21 protein-coding genes are annotated in these 24,421 nt (G+C 41.6%); 15 read left to right on the top strand and 6 right to left on the bottom strand.

Translation table 11 applies throughout. The annotated features are described in order from the left end of the window. Nucleotides 1-674, top strand: a 674-nt coding sequence (locus tag V7K79_RS15545) for a hypothetical protein (RefSeq protein WP_442938940.1), incomplete at its 5' end; no start/stop codon positions are given. A gap of 12 nt (nt 675-686) precedes the next feature. Next, the gene (locus tag V7K79_RS15540; RefSeq protein ID WP_335048889.1) at nt 687-1,241 is read left to right on the top strand and encodes a hypothetical protein; all 555 of its coding nucleotides are present in this window, start codon (nt 687-689) and stop codon (nt 1,239-1,241) included. A gap of 70 nt (nt 1,242-1,311) precedes the next feature. Here the strand turns inward: V7K79_RS15540 and glgX are convergent, their stop codons facing one another. Then, a complete protein-coding gene (gene glgX / locus V7K79_RS15535; RefSeq protein ID WP_335048888.1) occupies nt 1,312-3,438 on the bottom strand; it encodes a glycogen debranching protein GlgX in 2,127 nt (708 codons plus the stop codon). A 532-nt stretch (nt 3,439-3,970) separates the two neighbouring features. On the opposite strand from glgX, the gene V7K79_RS15530 reads away from it, so the two are divergent. The 6 genes from V7K79_RS15530 to V7K79_RS15505 all read left to right on the top strand — a co-directional run bounded on the left by V7K79_RS15530 (nt 3,971) and on the right by V7K79_RS15505 (nt 8,051). After that, nucleotides 3,971-6,067, top strand: a complete 2,097-nt coding sequence (locus V7K79_RS15530) for a TonB-dependent receptor plug domain-containing protein (RefSeq protein WP_335048887.1) — start codon at nt 3,971-3,973, stop codon at nt 6,065-6,067. A gap of 224 nt (nt 6,068-6,291) precedes the next feature. Continuing rightward, nucleotides 6,292-6,588 carry a hypothetical protein gene (locus V7K79_RS15525; RefSeq protein ID WP_335048886.1) on the top strand — a complete coding sequence of 99 codons (297 nt, stop codon included), beginning with the start codon at nt 6,292-6,294 and terminating at the stop codon, nt 6,586-6,588. Between the two features lie 107 nt (nt 6,589-6,695). Then, a complete protein-coding gene (locus V7K79_RS15520) occupies nt 6,696-6,986 on the top strand; it encodes a divalent metal cation transporter (protein WP_335048885.1) in 291 nt (96 codons plus the stop codon). A 13-nt stretch (nt 6,987-6,999) separates the two neighbouring features. Beyond that, nucleotides 7,000-7,329, top strand: a complete 330-nt coding sequence (locus tag V7K79_RS15515) for a divalent metal cation transporter (protein ID WP_335048884.1) — start codon at nt 7,000-7,002, stop codon at nt 7,327-7,329. Between the two features lie 3 nt (nt 7,330-7,332). After that, nucleotides 7,333-7,713 carry a hypothetical protein gene (locus tag V7K79_RS15510; protein ID WP_335048883.1) on the top strand — a complete coding sequence of 127 codons (381 nt, stop codon included), beginning with the start codon at nt 7,333-7,335 and terminating at the stop codon, nt 7,711-7,713. Next, nucleotides 7,713-8,051, top strand: a complete 339-nt coding sequence (locus tag V7K79_RS15505) for a hypothetical protein (protein ID WP_335048882.1) — start codon at nt 7,713-7,715, stop codon at nt 8,049-8,051. Before V7K79_RS15510 ends, V7K79_RS15505 begins: the two co-directional genes overlap by 1 nt. A gap of 229 nt (nt 8,052-8,280) precedes the next feature. Here V7K79_RS15505 and V7K79_RS15500 read toward each other — a convergent pair whose 3' ends face one another. After that, the gene (locus V7K79_RS15500) at nt 8,281-9,297 is read right to left on the bottom strand and encodes a Vgb family protein (RefSeq protein WP_335048881.1); all 1,017 of its coding nucleotides are present in this window, start codon (nt 9,295-9,297) and stop codon (nt 8,281-8,283) included. Between the two features lie 283 nt (nt 9,298-9,580). On the opposite strand from V7K79_RS15500, the gene V7K79_RS15495 reads away from it, so the two are divergent. From V7K79_RS15495 to V7K79_RS15485, 3 genes are all read left to right on the top strand, one after another. Continuing rightward, nucleotides 9,581-11,956: a glycoside hydrolase family 31 protein gene (locus V7K79_RS15495; protein ID WP_335048880.1), complete on the top strand. Its 2,376-nt coding sequence runs from the start codon at nt 9,581-9,583 to the stop codon at nt 11,954-11,956. 245 nt (nt 11,957-12,201) lie between these two features. Then, a complete protein-coding gene (locus V7K79_RS15490) occupies nt 12,202-16,584 on the top strand; it encodes a PAS domain S-box protein (RefSeq protein WP_335048879.1) in 4,383 nt (1,460 codons plus the stop codon). A 374-nt stretch (nt 16,585-16,958) separates the two neighbouring features. Further along, entirely contained in the window at nt 16,959-18,989 is a 2,031-nt protein-coding gene (locus tag V7K79_RS15485) for an FAD-dependent oxidoreductase (RefSeq protein WP_335048878.1), read from the top strand. 210 nt (nt 18,990-19,199) lie between these two features. Here the strand turns inward: V7K79_RS15485 and V7K79_RS15480 are convergent, their stop codons facing one another. Next, nucleotides 19,200-19,400: a hypothetical protein gene (locus V7K79_RS15480; RefSeq protein WP_335048877.1), complete on the bottom strand. Its 201-nt coding sequence runs from the start codon at nt 19,398-19,400 to the stop codon at nt 19,200-19,202. Between the two features lie 58 nt (nt 19,401-19,458). On the opposite strand from V7K79_RS15480, the gene clpS reads away from it, so the two are divergent. Together clpS and V7K79_RS15470 are read left to right on the top strand one after the other, a co-directional pair. Then, the gene (gene clpS / locus V7K79_RS15475) at nt 19,459-19,785 is read left to right on the top strand and encodes an ATP-dependent Clp protease adapter ClpS (protein ID WP_335048876.1); all 327 of its coding nucleotides are present in this window, start codon (nt 19,459-19,461) and stop codon (nt 19,783-19,785) included. A gap of 5 nt (nt 19,786-19,790) precedes the next feature. Beyond that, complete coding sequence (locus V7K79_RS15470) at nt 19,791-20,114, top strand: DUF2103 domain-containing protein (RefSeq protein WP_335048875.1); 324 nt, start codon at nt 19,791-19,793, stop codon at nt 20,112-20,114. 20 nt (nt 20,115-20,134) lie between these two features. Here the strand turns inward: V7K79_RS15470 and V7K79_RS15465 are convergent, their stop codons facing one another. Then, nucleotides 20,135-20,455: a hypothetical protein gene (locus V7K79_RS15465; protein ID WP_335048874.1), complete on the bottom strand. Its 321-nt coding sequence runs from the start codon at nt 20,453-20,455 to the stop codon at nt 20,135-20,137. 551 nt (nt 20,456-21,006) lie between these two features. Here V7K79_RS15465 and grxC point away from each other — a divergent pair. Together grxC and gshB are read left to right on the top strand one after the other, a co-directional pair. Continuing rightward, on the top strand, nt 21,007-21,279 hold the full coding sequence (grxC, locus tag V7K79_RS15460) for a glutaredoxin 3 (protein ID WP_335048873.1): 273 nt from the start codon (nt 21,007-21,009) through the stop codon (nt 21,277-21,279). A 232-nt stretch (nt 21,280-21,511) separates the two neighbouring features. After that, nucleotides 21,512-22,486 carry a glutathione synthase gene (gene gshB, locus V7K79_RS15455; protein ID WP_335048872.1) on the top strand — a complete coding sequence of 325 codons (975 nt, stop codon included), beginning with the start codon at nt 21,512-21,514 and terminating at the stop codon, nt 22,484-22,486. Nucleotides 22,487-22,723: 237 nt separating this feature from the next. On the opposite strand, the gene ftsZ is transcribed toward gshB, so the two are convergent. Continuing rightward, nucleotides 22,724-24,040 carry a cell division protein FtsZ gene (gene ftsZ, locus V7K79_RS15450; RefSeq protein WP_335048871.1) on the bottom strand — a complete coding sequence of 439 codons (1,317 nt, stop codon included), beginning with the start codon at nt 24,038-24,040 and terminating at the stop codon, nt 22,724-22,726. Nucleotides 24,041-24,100: 60 nt separating this feature from the next. Continuing rightward, nucleotides 24,101-24,385, bottom strand: a complete 285-nt coding sequence (locus tag V7K79_RS15445) for a hypothetical protein (RefSeq protein ID WP_335048870.1) — start codon at nt 24,383-24,385, stop codon at nt 24,101-24,103. Nucleotides 24,386-24,421 lie beyond the last annotated feature (36 nt).

The following is a 24,421-nucleotide window of genomic DNA, read 5'->3' as shown; positions in this document are numbered from 1 at the left end:
ATGTTCACCAGCGAGAGATTCAAACTTGCCAACTCGAAGCTAATGAGCTAAAAGAACAAGTCACTCAAAATTATCGCTTCTATATTGATGAGCAAGAGAATCATCAAAAGACGCTCTACTTTTACAACGAAGAGAAAGCAAAAATATCCCAGCTAGTTCATGTTCACCAGCGAGAGATTCAAACTTGCCAACTCGAAGCTAATGAGCTAAAAGAACAAGTCACTCAAAATTATCGCTTCTATATTGATGAGCAACAAAGTCATCAACAAATACTCTGTCTCTACAATGAAGAAAAAGCTAGAGCAACTGAATTGCTTACCAAATATGATGCAGCCAACTCTGAACGAGAAATGTATTTGACTTTATACAATGAGGTTAAAGCAGAACTAAAACATGAGCGTCGTTCCAAAGCTAGTATTAAGGGATGGGAAACTCGCCGGAAAGCCGAGAATGAAAAACTGAAACGAGAAATTGCCCAGATGGTTGTGCTATTGCGTGACTCTTTAGCAAGTAAGGATGAAGCAGTAAACAGTCTTTACCTTGTAGCAGAGCGTATGGATAGAATTCAATCTCTAGTTGATTCAGTGGAAGAAGAAACAACTAACAATCCAATGGGGTTGGTACAAAAATTTAAACGCATCTGGCTGGCAATTAAAGACATACTTTCTGAATAAACAAGCATATCCATGAACAAAAAATCACTACCAACCACGCAAAAACAAGGTAAAGCGAGGCTGGGAGATCAAATTCGCAGTATTGCCGATCGCCTTAAACAAGAGACTGATGTACAGATACAAGCAACTTCTCGGATTTTAGGGGCTGCTGCTCAAATTGCCGAAAATCATGACCGACTTATTAATGAAGTAGTTGATATGGTTGAGTCAGACCTAAATGTAGAGAAACAGGTATATCAAAAGCATATTTACACTGTTGATATTCTAAAGCAACAGTTTAAAACATTACGGGATGCAAAGGCTTACTTTAATCTGAAAGTTACTAGTTGGGAATCATTAGCTAATAAATTAAATGCTGCATCTTCCCAAACAACGATAATTCAGAATAAACCTCAATCAAATCAGGGTTTGGCAGAAACTAATATAATAAATAGTGAATATAATTTTAATAATATTGAAAAATTTACAATTTTTTTAGAGCCTGATGTTGCAGAAATGTTTCCCAATTCGGAAGCAGTAAACGAAGCTCTGCGTTTTCTAATTAGAGTTACAATAAAAAATCGTTAAAGCATTTTATCATCTATATAGAAAAAAGATATTTTTATATATAGATGAGCATCTTTTTCTCCTCATACTGCTAACTAATTAGGCGTAACACCATTAGAGAGCGATCTGTAACTGGTACAGTTTGAGAGTTTGAAACTAATTTTCCCCGATCTAAAAAGCGAGGTTCATTAGTGTCAATTACTATCTCCCATACGTTGTCTTTAAAGTCATCGGGTAAAGCAAAATCAATTAACTCGTAGTGAGCGTTAAAAAACAGTAGAAAACTTTCATCAATAATCCGCTCACCACGATCCCCTGGAGTAGCAATTCCCTGCCCATTAAAAAAAATCTCCATTACTTTGGCATAGCTGATAAGCCACTGCTTCTCAGTCATTTCACTGCCATCAGAATTAAACCAAGCAATATCATTAATACCTAAACCGTAAATGGGGCGACCTTGAAACCACTTACGTCGTCGGAATACTGGATGCTGATGGCGAAAATTGATTAGTTCACGTGTAAAGTCTAATAAATCTGCGTTCGCTTTATGCAAATCCCAATGTCGCCAGGAAATTTCATTGTCTTGGCAGTAGACATTATTATTTCCCTTTTGACTACAGCCAATTTCATCCCCCTCTAATAGCATTGGGACACCTTGAGATAGCATTAGGGTTGCTAAAAAGTTTCGTCGTTGCCGTTCGCGCAAACGTATTACTTCTGGATCGTCGGTTTCACCTTCTGCACCACAATTCCAGGATCTATTATGGCTTTCACCATCTCTACTGTCTTCCCCGTTTGCCTCGTTATGCTTTTCGTTGTAGCTGACCAAATCATTCAACGTGAAACCATCATGAGCAGTTATGAAATTAATACTTGCATTTGGGTTGCGCCCATTTGTTTGATAGAGGTCAGGACTACCTGTGAAACAATAAGCAAATTGTCCTAAACTATCATCTGCACCACGCCAAAAATCTCTAACTGTATCCCGATATCTACCATTCCACTCAGACCAACGCAGTGGAAAATTCCCGACTTGATAGCCACCTTCTCCTAAGTCCCAAGGTTCAGCAATCAGCTTCACGTCTGCCAAGATTGGGTCTTGATGAATAATATCAAAGAAAGCTGATAGGTTATCTACTTCATATAATTCCCGCGCCAGTGCCGAGGCCAAATCAAAGCGGAAGCCATCTACATGCATTTCTATTACCCAATAGCGCAGGCTATCCATGATTAACTTCAGAACTTGAGCATGACGCACATTCAGAGAGTTACCGCAGCCTGTAAAGTCCGTGTAGTAGCGAGGGTCATCCTTTTCCAAACGGTAATATACAGAATTATCAATACCTCGCAAAGATAGCGTTGGCCCGAAATGATTTCCTTCGCCAGTATGGTTGTAAACTACATCTAATATCACTTCAATTCCGGCAAAATGTAGTGCCTTGACCATTTGCTTGAATTCGGTGACTTGTTCTCCCCCAGTTCCACTAGCACTGTAACTAGAAAAAGGAGCAAAATAATTGATGGAATCGTAGCCCCAGTAATTGCTTAATCCTTTTCCTTCTAAATGTCCCGGCTGAGATAGAAAGTGATGTACTGGCATCAACTCAACTGCTGTAATTCCTAATTGCAGTAAGTGTTGAATTGCAGCAGGATGCGCCAAACCAGCATAAGTGCCGCGCAACTCTTCTGGAATAGCTGGGTGTAGTTTAGTAAAACCTTTGACGTGAGTTTCATAAATAACAGTTTTATACCAAGGTGTAGCAAGCAGTTTATCGCCATCCCAATCAAAAGATTGATCGACCACAACACACTTGGGCATTATTTTGGCATTATCTAATTCAGAAAAAACTAAGTCTCTATCCTCAGCATCTAGAGAGTAACCAAAGAGAGAAGGATCGTTACTAAATTCACCGTCAATTGCCTTAGTATAGGGGTCAATTAATAGTTTGTTTGGATTAAATCGATGACCAACTTCCGGTGCCCACATTCCATGCACTCTAAACCCATACTTTTGACCTGGAGCAACTCCTGGTAAGTAACCATGCCAAACAAAATTGTTTTTTTCTGTCAAAGGCACACGGATTTCTTCGTCATCATTATCAAATAAACAAAGCTCTACCCCTGTAGCATTTTCCGAAAATAAAGCAAAGTTTGTCCCTTTCCCATCCCAAGTTGCACCTAAAGGATATACACTCCCTGGCCATAAATTTACATACATAAGTAAATCTTGAATAATTAGTTTTTCGACAAATATTATTGACTTCGACCTGTTTGAATAATTAGTTAAAATCTATTATTACTAACTATTCATTAAAATTACTAACATTACAATTTAACTTCTAAATAATATTATTTACTCTATCATTAGTAATAAAAATTTCTATTCCTTAAGTTGGAAAAATTAATGTAAATGACAACAGGCTGATTAAAACCGCTTTAAGTGTAACGCATAGCGCGATTTGCTTCGGTAAAGCGATGTCTATAGGAGCTAAAAAGCAAGGTTTAAAAATCCTTACTGTTGTGTCATCTTCACCGCAAGGCACGGCTCTTTACATGGCTCCAAATCATCCAGGTATCGAATTTCCTTCTGCGTTCTTCAAATGTATTTGCTTTAACAGTTTAACACATAGTGAATTGACAAATAGTTTCATCTGAACTGTGGAAATATGACGGCGTGTCTTTTGACACGATTTTACTATTACAGCAACAATGCTACGTGGTGACTGTTTTTACTTGGTGTGAAAAAGAACGTGAAAAATGATTTTTTGTTGCTAACAGTTGCTTTACCGAGTTTACTGATAGCGTCTCCTAGTTATGCGATTGAAAGTGAAATTGAGCAGATAAATACTAATAAATCAACCGAAGTCATTTTAGATATTCCGAGTTTGAGTGAAATTGAGCTACCTGTCACTAATGCTGAATTATTATCTCAACAATCTGTACCGATTGAAGTTAATTCCGAAAAAACTCAGCCAGAAACAGAACAAACTCCGAGTGATGATGCAGACATTACTATAGAAACGATCGCAGAACCAGATAATCTACCTCAATCTACTCCAACTTACGTCATAGATAAAGAAGAAATTCAAAAACAGGGCGCTACCAGTTTAGCTGATATTTTGAAAAGAATGCCTGGTTTTGCAATCAATGATGTCGGTCATGGTGCAGATACTCACACAGGTACATACTATCGGGGAGCCTCAATTAATCAGTCTGTATTTTTAATTAATGGCAGACCAATTAATAATAATGTCAACACTTATCATGGTGGAACTGATTTAAATAGTATTCCTGTAGAGGCGATTGAACGAGTAGAACTATATAGCGGTACAGCCTCCGCTTTATATGGTTCCTCAGCCTTTGGGGGAGTTGTGAATATTATTACTAAAGAAGGTTATGGCAAACCTAGATTAAGTGGTAGTGCAGAATTTGGCTCATTGAATTTAAATAATCAACAAGTGAGCTATAGTGGTTCATCTGATAAAGTCAAGTACAACTTTAGTTTTGAAAGATTCTTTACAGATAACCGTTATCCCGTTCCTGTAGGTGCAGCAAATCGTGATGAGAAAGGATTTTTATCAAATGCAGATACAGCGACAAGTACTTACTTTGGTAGCATTGGACTAGATTTAGATCAAAAAAATTATTTGAATTTAGATGTTACTAAACTCAGCAGTCGTCGCGGCTTAATTTATTTTGGGTTTCCTCTCCAAAGAGATAGATTAGACCACGATGGTTTGAACGTTGGCTTATCTTGGAAAACTCGGTTAGGTAATGGCGAAAACTCTAATATTACAACCTCAATTGGTTATAACCAAGATTATTTCAGTACTTACGGCCCTACAGGATCATTTTACCGTACAGGCGCTTTAGATACACAACAACTTACAGCTAGGGTAGATCATGAGTGGAAAATTACAGCCAATAATAAGTTGCGCTGGGGATTAGATTTAAAAAATACTGATTTAACTGGTGATGTTTTGAGTACAAATCCTAGTAGTATTGCCAATAACGAAACTGAAAACAGGAGTTTATTTAATGCAGCTTTATTCGCTGTCAATACTTGGAATATTAGCGATAGTTTTCTGATAGATTTAGGACTAAGGCAAAGCTTTGATAGTCAGTTTGGAAATTATTTTAACCCTAGTGTTGGTTTACGTTATGCCGTCACACCAATTGTAGCAGTGCGTGGAAGTTGGGCTGGGGGACAACGCAATCCTGGGTTAGATCAGTTGTATGTTTATGATACAGTTCATGGTTGGCAACCTAATCCTGATTTAAGCCCAGAAATTGGCTCAACTTGGACTGCGGGAGTAGATGTTAATTTCTCTCAAAATCTGATTGGACAGTTTACTTACTTTGGTAGTAGTATAAGCGATCGCTTGGGAGTTATCGCTGGAAAATGGGCAAACATTGGATTAGTAGATACCAATGGTTTAGAAGCTGCATTGCAATTAAAAATTGCGGCTGGCTGGTCAACTTTCCTCAACTATACTTATACAGATTCCCAAATAAAAACAGGGACAGAGAAAGGTTTACAATTAGGTTTGATTCCCTATTCTGTACTTCAAACTGGTGTGGGTTATCAAAATTCAGGTTGGCAAGCTAATTTGTATGTTACCTACAATAGTGGCGCTCGCAGATCCATCTTCGCTAACCCTGGTGACAAGCCTACAGATTTTGCACCGTCTTTTGTGAATTTAGATTTGAGCGGACGTATACCTTTAACTAGCAATTTAGGGCTGACAGTTTACTTAGAAAATCTACTCGGTGAGCAATATGAGCGAGTTAATCGCATATATAGCCCTGGATTTACTTTTCGTGTGGGTTTAAGCGCCAATTTTTAGGTATTGAATGTAGAGATTTTATCATTGCAAAGTCTCTACATTCTTGTGTCTTTTTACATAATTGGTAAAACCTAACATCCTACGAGGGTAGGATGTTAGGTTTTACAGCATTTTTTTGGTAAATATGATGACATATCGCCGTACAACATAGTGCGTTAAGCTAAAGCAATAATCAACCTACTTAAAATTTACTTTTAATCTCAAATCTGAAATTTAAAATTCCTATGAGAGCCAAAATTGAAAACAAAATACTTTTTATCCACCACGAAGATTTACCAGAATTTAAGAAGGGTGGTTCGGTGGTGAGAAACTCTTATTTTTGGGCGTTACGTTCAATTGCTGGTCGAGCTTCGCGTTATCGTGATTGGGAATACGAACCGGAGGTTTGGCTAGCACTTTCGCGAATGCTTTTATCGTTTGCAGAATCTGGATATTTAGGTATTAGAGAAACCTTGCTAGAGTTTCCCTTATCTCAAGGAGAAATTCCTAATTGGCTCCGAGATGTTTCCACTTGGGAGTAGGAATGTATAGCTGTCATTGTTGTTAACAAACTCCCTCAAAAACTTAGATAATTAGCAGTAGAAAAGCGATCGCTAAATAAGCTGAAGAAAAGTAGCAGGGCAAACCAATGAATAAAATTTTGGAAATCGCCCTTGGGTTTATTACCAGTATCGGCGGCTTTTTAGATGTAGGTGCGATCGCAACTGCTGCGGAAGCTGGATCTACTTATAGCTTTCAATTAATCTGGGCGTTTGTCTTAGGGACAATTTGTGTAATCTTTCTGGTGGAAATGTCTGGACGTTTAGCAGCAGTTAGCAAACATACATTAGCTGCGGCGGTGCGAGAACGATTTGGGTTCAACTTTTATATTATTCCAAGGGATTGCTTGCTTTGGTGCAGCACTGGAGGTAAGCCTTGATACAGCGTATATTATGGCTCAAGCTTTTGGTTGGAATTGGGGCGAAAATTTGAAACCAAAAGATGCTGCACGCTTTAGTTTAGTCTACACCGTGTTTGTCTTTCTCGCCTCATTACTGATGGTATTTGGGATCGATCCATTGCAATTGACTTTGTTTTCAATGGCAATTACAGCAGTGATTTTGCCGCCTGTGATTATACCTTTTTTGATTTTGATGAACGATGAATTATACGTTGGTAAGTATCGCAACGGCTGGATTAGTAACGGTGTTGTCATTTTTACAATGGCGCTGACATTTGTGCTCGCGATCGTTGCTATTCCACTGGAAATTATTGGAGGATAGGAAATGGATGTTATTAGAGATGTCCTGGATAACCAATTAGTTGACCGCAATCAACGCAAAATGGGTAAAGTTGATGGCGTAGTCATAGAGTTACACGATGCCTTCGGCGGGCAAAGCCTACGCCAACCACCGCGACTTGCTTATATAGAAGTAGGAGTAACAACCCTTGCCAAACGGCTAAATCCCCGCTTGGCATCTTTGGTAGCAGCAATTGCAAGTAAATGGGGCGCTAAACAAAGTGAACCATTTCGGATTCCCTGGTCAAAAGTGCGAGATATTGGTATTGATGTCGAAGTCGATGTTGAAGCTGAAGCAACACCAGCTTTAGGTTATGAAAAATGGCTGCGCGATCGCATCATCGCCCGAATTCCAGGAGGCAGATAATGGCAACTGGTGAAATTCATTTAGAATTACTGCTAGGTAAATCAGTATTAGACTCAACTGGCAAAGCCATCGGACGCATTGAGGAAGTACGCGCCGAACAACAAGGCGAAGAATGGATTATTAAGGAATATCTTATCGGTTACGCTGCGGTATTAGAACGGCTATCAGCTTGGACAATTGGGTTAAGAATTTTGCATCTATTGGGGGCACACAAAATCTACGGTGGTCATACAGTACCTTGGGATAAGCTAGATTTGACTGATCCTGATCAGCCGCGTTTGCGTTGCAGTCTAGATGCATTAAAGTCATTAGACGAGCAGCCGCAGGATACAGAGTAATATCGTGTCCGATTAAAGACTTATCATTAAGACCGCAGTTCTTAGCAGGGGGCAGGGGGAAAGAGGGTTTTCTGGTTTCTGCATAGATTACGGGAATTATAACTAATTAACCGGACATGATATAACTTGTCTTTTTTGTTAATCTCCTTTTTGACAACTTATAATTTTCATAGAGAATTGCTATAAGCAATGATGGATTGATTAAGGAAAAAGCTTAATTCCTGGATTTTTATGATGTGGCTTTCTGCTTACGGCTAACTACCTTGCCTGCTCCTAGCACAACACCAACCGCCAACACAGCTAGATCCATTCTAGGTTCAGGAACAACAGTGTTGTCTTCAGTGAAAGCTAAAAAGCCAGCCCCATTCAACCCACCTCTACCAGCAGGGATAAAGGTGTCAATAAAAGCTCCTGTCTTGCCGTCGTAACGCAATACATTGTTACTATTTAAACCATTAACGTAGAGGTTGCCGTCGGAACCGAAAATGGCCTTGATAGGATCGTTGAGTCCACCACTGCCAGCTGCGACAAAAGTATCGATAAAGGCTCCTGTCTTACCGTTAAAGCGCGAAATATTGTTAGCCTTAAAGTTAGTAACGTAGAGATTGCCGTCTGGGCCAAAAGTCAAGCCACCAGGTTCCGATCCTTTTTCCTCTATTGCAAAAGTGTCGATAAAAGCTCCGGTTTGCCCATTGTACCTTAAAATACTATCAGTAAGAACACTACTGACGTAGAGGTTCCCGTCTGAACCAAAGCTCAGACCAAAAGGTGCACTGAGTCCGCCGCTACCTGAGGGGACAAAGGCATTCATAAAAGCTCCGGTTTGCCCATTGTAGCGTAGAACACTATTACTAGTGCTGCTGTTAATACTGGTAACGTAGAGATTGCTGTCAGGTCCAAAAACCAAGTCTTCAGGTGAATCTAGTCCACCACTGTTTGAAGGAACGAAGCTACTAATGAAATTCCCTGTTTTTCCGTCGTAACGTTTGACGCTACCGCTCAAAATACTACTAACATAGAGATTTTTATCGGGCCCAATAGTTAAACCAGTTGTTCCCTGTAGTCCGCCACTACCTGAAGGAACAAAGTCATCAATGAATTCTCCCGTTTTTTCGTCGTAGCGCAGAATGGAGTTCTTATAATAACTCCCCACTAAAAGTGCTGCATCAGCTCTTGGGGCTATCCACCCTAGTAATACAAAGCTTATTAGTGGGAGGCTGATATAACCAAAGTTGAAAAATCTCATAATATTATTAGCTCCTACAACCATAATTACTTAGTACAGTTAATCATAAATTTGTAGCCTCTCGTTAGTCTTGCTTCCCCTGCCTCAACAGATAAATTTCCCTAATCCAAGCGTATTGGTCTTTACTGTAGTAACGATACAAGCTTGTGCATTACAGAAAACCACTCTTGCTAAAAAATATCTGCTAATCTTTCACCCAACTTATAGCGAAAGAAAGAGTTTGAGACTAAGTATCTCTGTAATCATGAAATGCGGACAAGTATTAACCTGCTGAATAACTGATATGCCGCAATATTTCGGAAAACTACCTACAACTAATCAACCTTGGACAAGCATCGGCAATGTAAAAGCTGTAACCTGGGACAATAATATTATTAATTTTGACTGTGGCGACTCACGCCTGACCATCAGCGTACTTACTCCGAATTTAATTCGTGTGCGTTTCGCACCGACTGGGGAATTTATGCCTCGCCGCTCTTGGGCAGTGACGCTGGATGATGCAGAATGGGCAATAATACCTTTTACGGTGCAAGAAACTGAAGCAACGATAGAAATTGAAACAGAACAGATTCGTATATGCGTCCAGCGGGAAAAATGTCGCATCGCCTGTTTTGACAAAGCTAATCGTCCCTTTGCTCAAGATGCAGAAATGGGTATAGGTTGGCGGATGGGTGCAGTTGCAGGGTGGAAAGAAATTGCAGCCGATGAGCATTTCTATGGCTTTGGTGAACGCACAGGTTTTCTGGATAAACTCAGCGAAGTAAAAACCAACTGGACAACGGATTCCTTAGATTATGATGCACTGACTGATGAAATGTACCAAGCAATTCCATTTTTTATGGCTTTGCGTCCAGAGGTAAGCTATGGCATCTTTTTCAATACCACTTTTTGGAGTCAGTTCGATATCGGTGCTGAACAACCAGGTATTTGGAAGATGGAAACTCGTGGCGGTGAATTGGATTATTACATTATCTATGGCCCCGAACCAGCCCAAATCCTGGAGACTTATACTCAACTAACTGGGAGAATGCCATTACCGCCGAAATGGGCACTAGGTTATCATCAATGCCGTTGGAGTTACGAATCAGAAACGGTTGTGCGGGAACTAGCAAAGGAATTTCGCCAACGCCGCATTCCCTGCGATGTTATTCACTTGGATATTGACTATATGCGGGGCTTTCGAGTGTTTACTTGGAGTCCTCAACGCTTTGCCAACGCGGCAAAACTCATTAGTGATTTAGCAGAGGATGGTTTTAAAACTGTTACAATTATCGATCCTGGTGTGAAGTATGAACCAGAAGGTAATTATCACGTTTTTGATCAAGGCATAGAAAACGACTATTTTGTGCGTAAAGCTGATGGTACATTGTTCCACGGCTACGTTTGGCCTGAGAAAGCTGTTTTTCCTGATTTTTTACGTCCTGATGTGAGTAACTGGTGGGCTGATTTACACAAAAGCTTAACTGATGTTGGTGTGGCAGGTATTTGGAATGATATGAATGAACCCGCCATAAACGATCGCCCTTTCGGCGATGAAGGTGAAAAAATTTGGTTTCCCCTAGATGCGCCGCAGGGAGGCAAGGGAGCAGAGGGGCAGGGGAGCAGAGGGGCAGAGGAAAATTTACCTACGTCCACTCATCTAGAAGTGCATAACTTGTATGGGTTGATGATGGCTAAAGCTTCCTATGAAGGGTTGGAACGGCATCGAAATTCACAGCGATCTTTTGTGTTAACGCGATCGGGTTATGCTGGTGTGCAACGCTGGTCTTCTGTGTGGATGGGAGATAACCAATCGTTGTGGGAGCATTTAGAAATGTCTCTGCCGATGCTTTGCAACATGGGACTTTCAGGTGTGGGGTTTGTGGGTTGCGATATTGGCGGGTTTGCTGGTAACGCCACTGCTGAATTATTCGCTCGGTGGATGCAAGTAGGAATGCTTTACCCATTGATGCGCGGTCACTCGGCAATGTCTACTGCTCGTCATGAACCTTGGGTATTTGGCGATCGCGTTGAAAATATCTGTCGAGAATACATTAATCTACGTTACCAACTACTTCCCTATATTTACAGTCTTTTCTGGGAAGCCGCAACAACGGGCGCACCGATTTTAAGACCATTATTGTACCATTTCCCTAACGATCCGAAAACCTATAGCCTCTACGATCAAGTATTGCTAGGTGCATCGCTGATGGCTGCACCAATTTACCGCCCTGGAGTTGAGCATCGAGCTGTCTACTTACCCGTTGGCACTTGGTATGATTGGTGGAGTGGCGATCGCTATGAAGGTCCGACTCACATTCTTGCTCATGCACCACTAGAAAGAATGCCACTGTATGTCCGTAGCGGCGCGATCATCCCTATGCAACCTATCAGCCAATACGTTGCTCAAGCCCCACTTGACGAGATCCGATTACGGATTTGGCCTGGTAACAACGAATATCAGTTATTTGAAGATGATGGACAGACAAACAAGTATCAAGACAAAAACTTTTCCATAACAAATATCAGCGTATTCACTGAGTCTAATCAAACAGTGGTGGAAATTGCAGCAAGAGTTGGCGAATGGACACCTCCACTGCGTCAAGTAATTGTAGAACTTGTTGGTGTTGGAGAACAACGCTTCCAAGACGATGGTAAACGTCAAACTCTGCGCTTTTGACAGATTGGGGATTGGACATTGAAAAGAGGCAGAGGGGAAAATTCTTCTTTCTTGCTTCTTTCCCAGTCCCCAGTCCCCAGTCTAACCACGATTATTTCCTATTTTAAATTGTGCAAAGAAAATATGCATAAGGGTAGATGAAAAATCAATCAAGGCGTAACATACAATACAAAGAACATAAATGATCAAATCGTAAGAAATACGTAGTTTTACCACGCTAGATAGATGCGGTTAGAAAACACTCAATGTTAAATATTAACCGCTTGCGGCTGCAAGATAGATTTAAAATTTCTACAAATACACTTGTGGCAAGAGTCGCAAGTGCGATCGCTATTTTTGTCGGTAGCTTGGTATTAGTTGGCTGGTGTTTTGGTATTGAAGTTCTTAAGCGCGGCTTCCCTGATAGTCCTGCCACAATGAAAGTCAACACAGCGCTATGTTTTGTGTTGTGTGGTGTGTCGCTGTGGCTATTTTCAAAAGCAGAGCAGGGGAGCAAGGAAATAGGGGAGCAGAGGAGCACAGGGGAAAGAATAATTCAAAATTATCCGCACAGTTCCACAGCCCCGTTGCCCGTACTTACTCTTCTCATCTCTCAGGTCTGTGCAATAGCTGTCACCACAATTGCAGCACTCACTCTTTGTCAATATCTGTTCGGTTGGAATCTCGGCATTGATGAGCTGGTGTTCCGCGATTCGCAAACTAGTATAGCGACATTGTATCCGGGGCGAATGGGGGTGAACACAGCATTGAACTTTATACTGGTCAGTGTCGCTTTACAGATTTTGATTCATCCAAAAACCCACCGCAGTTATTGGTATGCCCAAATTATCGCTCTGATTGCTACTTTAATTTCCTTTCAAGCGCTGATGGGCTATGCCTACAAAGTGAAAGTTCTCTACAGACTTGCCCCTTATACAACATCAATGGCGTTACACACAGCGATGTTGTTCCTCTTGCTAAGTATGGGTATTCTGTGGGTGCGGGCAGAACAGGGATTAATGAGGGTAGTTACAAGTGATAGTTACGGCGGCTTACTTGCACGTCGTTTACTAGTTGCTGCGATCGCAGTACCTTTTATATTGGGATGGGTAATTGTTGAAGGGCAACAGGCAGGACAATACGATGCCGCATTTGCAGTATCGGTGTTTGCGATCGTTGTGATTGTAATTTTTACTATTTTGATTTGGCAAAGTGCCAGGGTTATCGAACGCCTCAGCGAGCAACATGACCTTGCCCAGAAAGCACTGAGAACCTACGAAGCTAAACTGGGAAGCTTTGCAGATTCTAACGTCATCGGCATTCTGTTTGGCGATGTATATGGTGGTATCCAGCAGGCAAACGACGAATTATTGAGGATGATTGGTTACACGCAGGAGGATTTGTCAGCAGGTAAGTTAAATTGGAGCAATATCACACCACCAGAGTATCTATATTTGGATGAGCGAGGTGTTGCCGAAGCTCAAGGAAACACTAACGCTACTTGTACGCCCTACGAGAAAGAATATATTCACAAGGATGGTAGGCGCATCCCGGTTTTAGTTGGTTACGTACTACTAGGAGAAAACCGCGAAGAGTCAGTAGCCTTTATCCTCGATTTAAGCGATCGCAAACAAGCAGAAGCAGAGCAACAAAAATTAGCATCGCTGGTAGAAAATAGCTCTGACTTTATCAGCATTGCCACCCTTGAGGGTCAATTACTCTACATAAATGATGCAGGTCAAAAGTTGGTAGGGTTTGCCAACTTGAATGAAGTAAAGCAAAAAGCAGTATTAGATTACTTCATGCCCAAAGACAAAGTTTATTTCCAAAAATATATACTGCCGACTGTGCTACTACAAGGGCGTTGGCAAGGAGAATTTTGCTTTCGGCATCTCCAAACAGGTCAACCGATACCAGTTGATTACAACATCTTCACTGTTACAGATAACAAAACAGGTCAGCCAATTGCCTTAGCAACTGTGACTAGCGACATCAGCGAGCAAAAACAGACTCAGGAAAAAATCTTACAGCTAAACAGGGATTTACAGCGCCGCATTACTGAATTACAAACTTTGTTGGAAGTAATTCCTATTGGAATTGGCATTGCCGAAGATCCAGAATGCCAAAATATCAAGGTCAACCCTTCTTTTGGCAAGCAGTTGGGGATATCGTCAGATACAAATGCCTCCCTCAGTACTTCCTTGGAGGAAAGACCAACAAGCTTTAAAATTTACCGCCAGGGAAGGGAACTGTCAGCAGAAGAACTCCCAATGCAGTACTCTGCTACTCATGGTGTGGAAGTTCTCGATTGTGAACTTGATGTCGTTCATGAAAATGGCAAAATTGTCAAGCTGTTAGAGTACGTTGCACCCCTGTTTGACGAAGAAGGTAAAACCAGAGGAAGCATTGGTGCATTTTTAGATATTACGGAGCGCAAACAGGCAGAAGAAGTACTCCTAAATCAGCAAAAATGGCTGGAGGATGTGTTAAATCTGATGCCAAGACCGTTGCTGTTTATCGAACCAGGAACGGCGCGGGTAACTTTTGCCAATCGCTCTGCGGACAAATTAGCTGGGGGCGAATTTCCCAAAGGTATACCCTCCGAAGATTATCACACAGTTTACTACTATACAGATACAGCTGGCGATCGCATCCCCAATGAACTTATGCCAGGAGTGCGGGTTGCTCGTGGCGAACGCCTAAATGGATTGGAGGTGGACTGGCACACCCCCGATGGTGTCCGCTCTCTACTGATATTTGCTGATACCTTGCCAGCAATGCACGGTCATCCGGCTACCTGTATCTTGGTGTTCCAAGAAATCAGCAACTTAAAACGGGTAGAAAAAGCGCTCTCATTAGGTTACAAAAGGCTAAATTTACTATTTGACACAGCCAACGATTTACTATCAAGCCAGGAACCAATACTACTAATCGATAGCGTCTACCAAAAACTAAGAGACCAAATTGGTTTAGATATTTACTTTAACTATTTGGTTGAGGATAACTCTCAGGTAATGCGGCTAGAGTCTTACAGTGGCATTTCCCAGGAAATGGCACAGAAAGTTGAGTGGTTAACATTTGGTCAAGGGGTTTGTGGTGGTGTAGCGCTCTCACGCCATCCCATAGCTGTAGAAAATGTGCAGCAATCAACTGACCCGCAAACAGAATTGATTCGCTCTTTAAGTCTTACTGCTTATTATGCCTACCCATTGATCGCCCAAGGACGGCTATTAGGTACTCTTTCTTTTGGCAGCCGCACTTTATTGAGCTTCACCGACAATCAAAAAGGGATGATACAAGCAGTATGCGACCAAATAGCGATCGCAATGGAACGGGCTAGTTTAATTGCTTCTTTGCAACAACAAACTGAGCAGTTGCAAGAAGTCAACCAAATGAAGGATGAGTTTCTAGGAATATTGTCCCACGAATTGCGATCGCCCCTGAATGCCATCCTTGGCTGGGCGCAATTGCTGCAACGAAGCAAGCTCAGTGATACCCAAATGGCTAGAGCAATGGAGACAATTGAGCGCAACGCTAAAGCGCAAACCCAGTTAATTGAAGACTTGCTGGATATATCGCGGATGAATAGAGGCAAGTTACGTCTCAATGTTAGTACTTGTAATTTAGTTCTCATAATTGAGTCAGCCATCAAGACTGTTAGTTTAGCCGCCCAGTCCAAGGAAATCGATTTGAGATTTTCTCTGATTCCCTCAAAAGAAACGCCATCAGATTCGGGATTAGGAGTTAATCACGAAAATCTGGAATTTTCACCAGCACAATCCCAAACCAATCAACATTCAGAGGACAGCAAACTAAGCGAAAATTCTCAATATTTAGTTTCCGGGGATTTCGAGCGCTTGCAACAAATTATCTGGAATCTGCTATCCAATGCCATCAAATTTACACCCGTTGGAGGAAGGGTAGAGGTGCAATTGTTAGTGGTTAGTGGACAAGAAAAACAACAGACAACGGATAAATATGCCCAAATTCAGGTAATTGATACAGGCATTGGTATCAGCCCTAATTTTCTTACTTACGTCTTTGATCGCTTTCGTCAAGCTGATAGTTCTAACACTAGAACTTATGGTGGATTAGGACTAGGATTAGCGATCGTCCGTCATTTAGTAGAATTACATGGTGGTACTGTCCGCGCAGATAGCCCAGGTAAAGAACAAGGAGCGACGTTTACAGTCAAACTACCACTACTCAAGAGTGCCCACCTCCGTCCTTTTGCCCCTCTGCCCTCCTCTGTGCCTTTGCCTCCCTCCCTACTTGGTGTGCGCGTGCTGGTTGCAGACGAGCAAGCCGATAGCCGTGAATTCATCACCACAGTCCTCGAACAGTACCAAGCCGAAGTTAAAGCTGTAGCATCAGTAAAAGAAGCATTGCAGTTAATTACACAGTGGAAACCAGATGCTTTAGTCAGCGACATCAGTATACTCCAGGAAGATGGTTATTCTTTGATCCGTAAAGTGCGATCGCAATCACCAGAACTAGGGGGAAATATTCCAGCCGCAGCTTTGATAGCTGATACTAGGGCCGAGGATCGGATGCGAGCTATACAAGAGGGTTATCAACTGCATTTACCAAAACCTATTGAAGCAGCTGAGTTAGCTACAGTAGTCGCTAGACTTGTTGGACGGACTTAGAAATGGAGCATTGGGAAATATGAATTAAATTCTGCCTAATGCCTTTTTATCAAGTGAGAATGATCTGAAAAAGAATAGTGATTATACGTAATTCCTGAAGTTATTTTTATATTTATAATAAATTTATCCGTATTTTCAATGTATAGCCGTAGTCACATAGGTTAGGACATTTTAAAAGAGTGAAAGCTAGGAATAGTAATAGTTTTACCTCCAGCATAGCTGCCTCCTGCCTCCTGCCTCCTACTATATTGTCAAAGTGTTAACAAAAACTTAGTATTGGGTATCTATTGCTCTGGAAAATTGCTTGAGTTAGACATTTCCTAAATGCTAACGTCTACAAGGTGACACAGGATTTGGAGTGGTTTTTTTTAACTATGAAGCACAGACACAAAGTAGCTTTTAGCTTGACATCGTTGATCGGTCTCAATTTAATATCTAGCTTAGTTATATTTGATGAGGTGAATGCCGCGCCACCGAGAACCCCAGACAAAAGTGTAAATTGCGAGATTTTAGTTGTGGGTGGTGGACTTTCTGGTGTAGCCACAGCTTATGAGGGTTTGCTAGCAGGGCGAACAGTTTGTTTGACAGAAATTACTGACTGGCTGGGAGGGCAAATTTCTGCTCAAGGAACATCTGCATTAGACGAACGCCCAACTCAACGAGCTTTGAAATTCTATTCTCGCGGCTATCTGGAATTGCGAAACCGCATTGGACGTAAATACGGTAAGCTTAACCCCGGTGACTGCTGGGTAAGTGAATCGTGTTTTCTTCCCCGCGATGCTCACACTATTTTGACCCAGATGCTTAAAGATGCAGAGAAGCAGGGTCAAGGAAAATTGCAATGGTTTCCCAACACAGTAATTAAGGATTTGGAAATCGCTGCTGATGGCAAAATAATTAATAGTGCGATCGCAATTCAACATCAACCACCAAAAGGCGCACCACCTCTCAATACTTTTACGTTATCTCAAAGCATTGAAGATGCTTATCGCTACGAAAACTCGTCTCGGTTTACTAAAACTATTGTCCGTTTCATCCCCAAAGCAACGGAAGGGAATGCTCCTAAATGGTATGTCGTAGACGCTAGCGAAACTGGAGAAATTATCGCCCTTGCTGATGTTCCTTACCGATTAGGTATTGATGCGCGTTCTTACTTAGAACCTTCTGCTTCTAGCACTAACAACGATTCTTATTGTCCTCAAGGCTTTACCTACACCTTTACAATGGAGGCCACTAAGGAACCGCAACCGCAGACAATGCCTGCCTTTTATCCACAATATGCGCCATATTTTAGCTATGAGTTGAAGCGACTGGCTAACTTTGATTTAGTTTTTACCTATCGTCGCATTTGGAGTCCAAACAAAGGGAAATCAGAAAAATTCGGTGGTGTAAGTTTTACTGCACCTACACCAGGGGATATCTCAATGCAAAACTGGACTTGGGGTAACGATTACCGCCCCGGAACAGCTCAGGATAACCTAATTTACAACCGCCAACAGTTACAAGCGACTGGACAGTTAGAGCCAGGAGGGTGGATGGGAGGACTACGGACAGAAGCCCTCCACAAGGCTGAGGAAAATGCTTTATCTTTCTATTATTGGTTGGTAGCTGGGACTACAGATTCTCAACTAGGGGACGGTGTAAAGCAGCAACAACCCAATAACCGCTTTGTTTCCGGTTTAAATTCCCCAATGGGGACAATACATGGTTTATCAAAATATCCTTATATGCGAGAAGGACGGCGGATCATTGGCCGCCCCAGTTGGGGACAAGCTGAAGGCTTTAGTATTGGGGAAATTGATATTTCCCGCCGAGATTATAATGATGAGTATTACTCAAAGACTCTGCCAGCAGATATGTATCGTCAGCTACGAGCAGCAGTTGCAGGTTTAGAAGCAATATCAGTAATTGACGGTAAAGTTCCACCAGATAAAGCAATGCGACGGACTCGTTCTACCATCTTTCCCGATGCTGTGGGTATTGGTCACTACGCCATAGATTTCCATCCTTGCATGGTGAATAGTCCTCCAGAAGCCCCTGGGAATACAGAACGTCCAGGCGAAAGACGTGGTGCTGGTCAAGCTTATCCCTTCCAAATTGCTCTAAGGGCGATGATTCCCCAGAAAATCGATAATTTGCTAGTAGGTGGTAAAAGCATTGCTACTAGTCATATTGCTGCTGCTGCCTATCGAGTACACTCCTTTGAATGGTCATCTGGCGCAGCTGCGGGAACAACTGCTAGTTTTGCACTCAAAAATGCGATCGCACCTTACCAACTAGTTGATGACTTACCTAAACAAGAGCCACAATTAGAAGCACTCAAACGGCTTTTGCAACAAAATGGCAATCCTACTGCTTTCCCAGATACATCTATCTTTAACGAAAACTGGGATAATTGGAAATAGAGACTGTGGACTGGGGACTAGGAATAGAAAATTGAATTCTTACCAATACACAATACCTAACTCCTAATATCAAGTTTGGCTGATTACTTGTAATAAAATCTATCAATGTAGATTAGGTTGTAGCAAGATCCCCCTAGTGGTACAGCAGTGAAACCCAACATGAACAGGGAGCAAATGTTGAGTTTCGTTTCTTAACACAACCTACAAATATTACAAGTGTTTAACTCTTAACTTCTCAATCTCCAGTCCCCAGTCCCCAGTCCCCAGTCCCCAATCCCCAGTCCCCAGTCCCCAATCCCCAGTCCCCAATCCCCAGTCCCCAGTCCCCAGTCCCCAGTCCCCAATACCCAGTCCCCAATACCCAGTCCCCAGTCCCCAGTCCCCAGTCCCCAGTCCCCAATACCCAGACAATGAACTAAACTAATTACTTGTAGTGTAGTTTTGTAAAATTATCTTGACCAATTATTTTATGGTTACGACACTTTCAGCAGATGTTTACGGGATGGCCACAGCCCCAACTGTAGCTCCTGAACGGTCTAATCAAGTCACCCGTAAGACTTATCCGAATTACAAAGTGATTGTATTAAACGATGATTTTAATACATTTCAACACGTATCTGAATGTTTGATGAAATATATACCGGGGATGAGTGGCGATCGCGCGTGGGATCTGACTAATCAGGTACACTATGAAGGTCAAGCGATCGTCTGGGTTGGGCCCCAAGAACCAGCGGAACTCTATCACCAGCAGCTGCGCCGAGCAGGTTTGACAATGGCACCTTTAGAAGCAGCTTAATTATCATGGGCAAACCCACCGCAGATCCTCTCCGCACAACTTCACAAAAAGCCGCCAGACTGGTTTGGAATCACTCAACACACCTTTCTGGTCTTATCCCCATTTTAGAACGTCTTTGTCAGCACGATGGTATCCAAACTGTGACGCCAGGAGTAATTGGGCGGTCAAAAGGTCACTGTCCAAAAATGCAACTGCGCGTTTCAGTACCCATTCGCGGCGGCTATAAAGTCATTGCCCGACAGGGAAAAACGGTACAAGAAGTCTTTATTTTAACAACTTTGCCCCAGGATCAACTAGAAACTGCATTAGCGATCGCTATGAAATGTTAATCATGCCCCATGCCCAATCATTATTCCTCAACCCGATGTACTGCAAATTTGTGTAGCGGCAGACTAACAATACAAGAAAAAGTTAAGAAATATGACAGAGCCGTAGTTATTTTCAAAGTCATGACTACAGATTCCCAACCGGGTAAAACTATTTTTTCTATGCCAAAAGCTACACAGTAAACTAGCCAGTAACTAAAGCTCATTCTAAACAGAATCCGTTCTGTTTCTTCCATTTCATTTGTTTGCTCCTTACTGCTCCACAGTAACAACAGTCCAATAATGCAAGCTACAAAGGAAACAGCAACTACAAATTCGTGACAAAATATATTTAACGAATGCATTTGTGTTTATTCCCACATTTTTCAGTTGAAACTCAGTCTAAAGGAATATTCCTTGCAGAGATACAAATTATTTACAAACCTCAATAGATTCAAGAGCGCTGAGTGAAAAATTTGGTATTGTAACTCAGTACTCATAACTTAATTAACCTTGATAATTAGTTGCCAAAATTAAAGCATTTGCAATAATTATTGCTTCATGTATAAGAAAGGTTTAAGTATTTATCAAAAATATATAACCCTGAAATATTATTAGCTTGTTAGGTCGGATGCAAAATAAAAATAATATATATTTGGTTAGCTTAACTTTGGAGCCGAAATAAAGCTGTGTAAATAATCAAAGGTTTGTAGAGACGCTACGCGTAGCTTGCTTCCCCAAAGGCATACACTACACACTAAATATTAATATTTTTTACATTACTTAATACTACTTTTATTTATTTTTGCCTACTTACATCAACGATTTCTGTAGATTAGGTTATGAAAGGATAAAGCAGCCACAGTCGGTGGCAAAGCTCTAAAATTAAAAAGTATTAAATCAAGTTGAGGACATCATGGCTGCAAAAGTAGAAATTTACACTTGGAGGACTTGCCCGTTTTGCGTTCGTGCTAAAAGTTTGCTGAAAAATAAGGGAGTTGAATTTATCGAATACAGCATTGATGGAGATGAAGCAGCCAGAAACAAAATGGCTCAAAGAGCAAATGGACGCCGTTCTTTACCGCAAATTTTCATCAACGACGATCATGTTGGTGGCTGTGATGATATCCACGCTTTAGAAAGTCAAGGCAAGCTGGATGATCTACTAACTTCTAGCAATAGCGTATAAGTTCAGAAGGTATTGCGCTAGCGACAAACCACTACAAATTACACGGCAGTCGCTATAACTCCAGAAAAACAACGTATTGCTTTATCTACGGGTTTCCTCACAAAACCAATCTGTCCACAAGACTTTACCCTCCAGGTTCTACTCAGCAGTAAATATGTACATCAATTGGTGAGAGCATCAAGAGATAATAATTGAATAACCATTTAATTTCTTGGTGATTGAGGTATAAAGGGTGAAACTGGCTTTTATCATTGATCCTATCCATCTACTTGACCCGTGTCATGATACCAGTGTTGCCCTAATTGAAGCAGCCCAAATCCTGGGACATGAAGTTTGGGTGACTCAAGCAAATCTGCTGAGTGTGGTGGAGGGCAAAGCTTGGGCTGTTTTACAGCGAGTTGAAATTGTACCAGTACAGTTAGTCGAGGGACGTTGGGTAGCGGCGAATCCTTGGTATAAGTTGAGCGATTCCTCCTTAACTTCTTTAGAGACAATGGACGCCGTATTTATGCGGACAGATCCACCTGTCAATGATTCTTACCTATATGCCACCTATATTCTCGATTATATTAACCAAAATAAAACTCTGTTGATTAACAGTGCCAGTGGCATCCGAGGGGCAAATGAAAAAATGTACGCCCTCCAGTTTACCAAAGTGATTCCAGAAACGATTGTCAGTGCTGATAAGCAATTTATCCGGCAATTTGTAGAAGCAAAGGGGGCAGCAGTTCTCAAACCGTTGGGTAACAAAGCTGGCGAAGGAATTTTGTTTTTGCAATCAGGCGATCGCAATTTTAACTCTATTGTTGAACTCAGTACCCTTCAAGGTAAGGTGCCAGTAATGGTGCAAACCTATTTACCACAAGCAAAAGAGGGAGATAAGCGAATTATCCTGCTTAATGGTGAACCAATTGGTGCGCTCAATCGCCTCTCTAGTGGAACTGATTTTCGCAATAATATGGCAACTGGTGGTACAGTCGCTCAAACCGAAATTACCCCAAGAGAGTATGAAATTTGTACCCAAGTAGCTGAACGTTTACGCCAAGATGGCTTAATTTTTGTGGGTATTGACGTTATCGGTGGCTACTTAACTGAAGTTAACGTTACTAGTCCTACTGGAATTCGTGAAATTGACCGCCTAGATGGTACTCGCCTTGGTCATCAGGTTATTCAATGGATTGAACAGACACTAAAAATTCAAAAATAATTTACATTTATTGTTTAGTTTTATGTCCTATTCTTCAACAAACAGACTTCTTTCGGACATGCCCAAATTCATTCTATAAACTAGCGTTGACAAGTTTTTTTACCAATTGGCAAAATTGGGGATGGCAAAAGATTGCTTATCCCTGCCTTTGGTAAAACCCTGGTGGAAGTAGCAGATTTTATACAGCATTCAGCCTGAACTGAGACTGCTAAGTTAATCTAATCAAATCAAAATCTTTCAATTCCTTGGTGTACGTCGGTTTCTCAGAAAATCAGGTATATCTAATCCAGGTTTTTCTTTTGGTTCTGGAATTGGAGTTGGAGTTGGAGTTGGACTTGGAGTTGAGGTTGGGGGATTAACAGGGGGTTGCTGTGTTGTTTGCCGCTTCGAGGTATTAGGCGCTACTCGAACGTTAGGCACACTTTGTTGTACCGCAGCTTGCACTTCACCTGTAAATCCGGTAGCAATTACAGTAATTCTTACCTCACCTTGGAGCCTGTCATCAATTACAGCCCCAAAAATAATATTGGCATTGGGATCAACTACTTCATAGATTGCTTCTGCGGCTGCATTCACTTCATGCAAAGTCAGGTCAGTACCACCTGTGATATTAAATACAACTCCTCTAGCGCCTTCAATAGAACACTCTAATAATGGTGAAGAAATAGCTGCGATCGCTGCTTCTCTAGCTCTGGATTTTCCAGAGCTAACGCCTATTCCCATCAATGCCGAACCCGCATCTGCCATCACAGCTCGGACATCAGCAAAGTCAACATTTACCAAACCGGGGATTGTGATGATATCAGAAATACCTTGCACCCCTTGACGCAGCACATCATCTGCATAGCGAAAAGCTTCTTGCACAGGCGTTTGTTCGGGGATCACTTCCAGCAGTTTGTTGTTGGGAATAATAATCAATGTATCTACTCTACTTTTTAGTCCTTCAATACCTTGTTCTGCTTGACTGGTGCGGCGGCGTCCCTCAAAAACAAATGGACGTGTGACTACACCAACAGTAAGAGCGCCCATTTCTTTGGCCACTTCTGCCACGATTGGTGCTGCACCCGTCCCAGTACCACCCCCCATACCAGCAGTGATAAAGACTAAATCTGCACCCTCTAAAGCTGTGGCAATTTCGTCCCGTGATTCCTCAGCTGCCTTTTGACCAATGGCAGGATTACCACCTGCTCCTAAACCCCGTGTTAACTTCTGTCCAATTTGCAATCGACTTGGAGCACCAGCTAAGGTAAGAGCTTGGGCATCAGTGTTAATTGACCAAAACTCTACCCCAGAGACATCAGACTCGATCATGCGGTTAACAGCATTGCCACCACCACCACCAACACCAATCACTTTGATGTTGGCGACTCGACCAGGAACAATCTCGCCAATTCGGCTATTTTCTGGAGAAATCTTCTTATTATCGTGATTTTGCCCGAAGTTCAGCCCAGAGTTATTAAAGGGATTGGTCGAGTTAACTGCCAGAGAGAACCCCGGCTGTCCCGTAGATTGGGAATTTTTATAGTTAAGTCCTTGGTTATTATCAAGTGTCATTGTATTTGTGAAAGGGTAGATAAACGACTTTTTCAGGTGTTATTCACCTCAGAGTCAACTTTAGTTTGACAATGCCACAATACTATGGCGTTGTTCTTTATTGTTTTCACTACTGCCAAGCCTAACAGAATTGGCGGTGCGAAAATTTGCTATAGGATAAGCTGTTAACACAGCCGATTGCACAGCCAATTCTAGAGAAGTATACCTATATTTATCTAAAATTGACTTGTATAACTTCAACCAGACATTAATCTCTTGATTATTCTCAGCGGCGGGCATAACTTGTAAAGACACACTACAGCGTATCTTCTCTGCCTCAATAATATTGTTAATAGGTTTCATCATTGGGGATGATTGCAACTTTAGATACAAAATTTACCT

Origin of the sequence: Nostoc sp., assembly GCF_036917575.1 — a bacterium.
GTDB lineage: Bacteria > Cyanobacteriota > Cyanobacteriia > Cyanobacteriales > Nostocaceae > Nostoc.
This window is presented reverse-complemented; position numbering and strand designations above follow the sequence as displayed.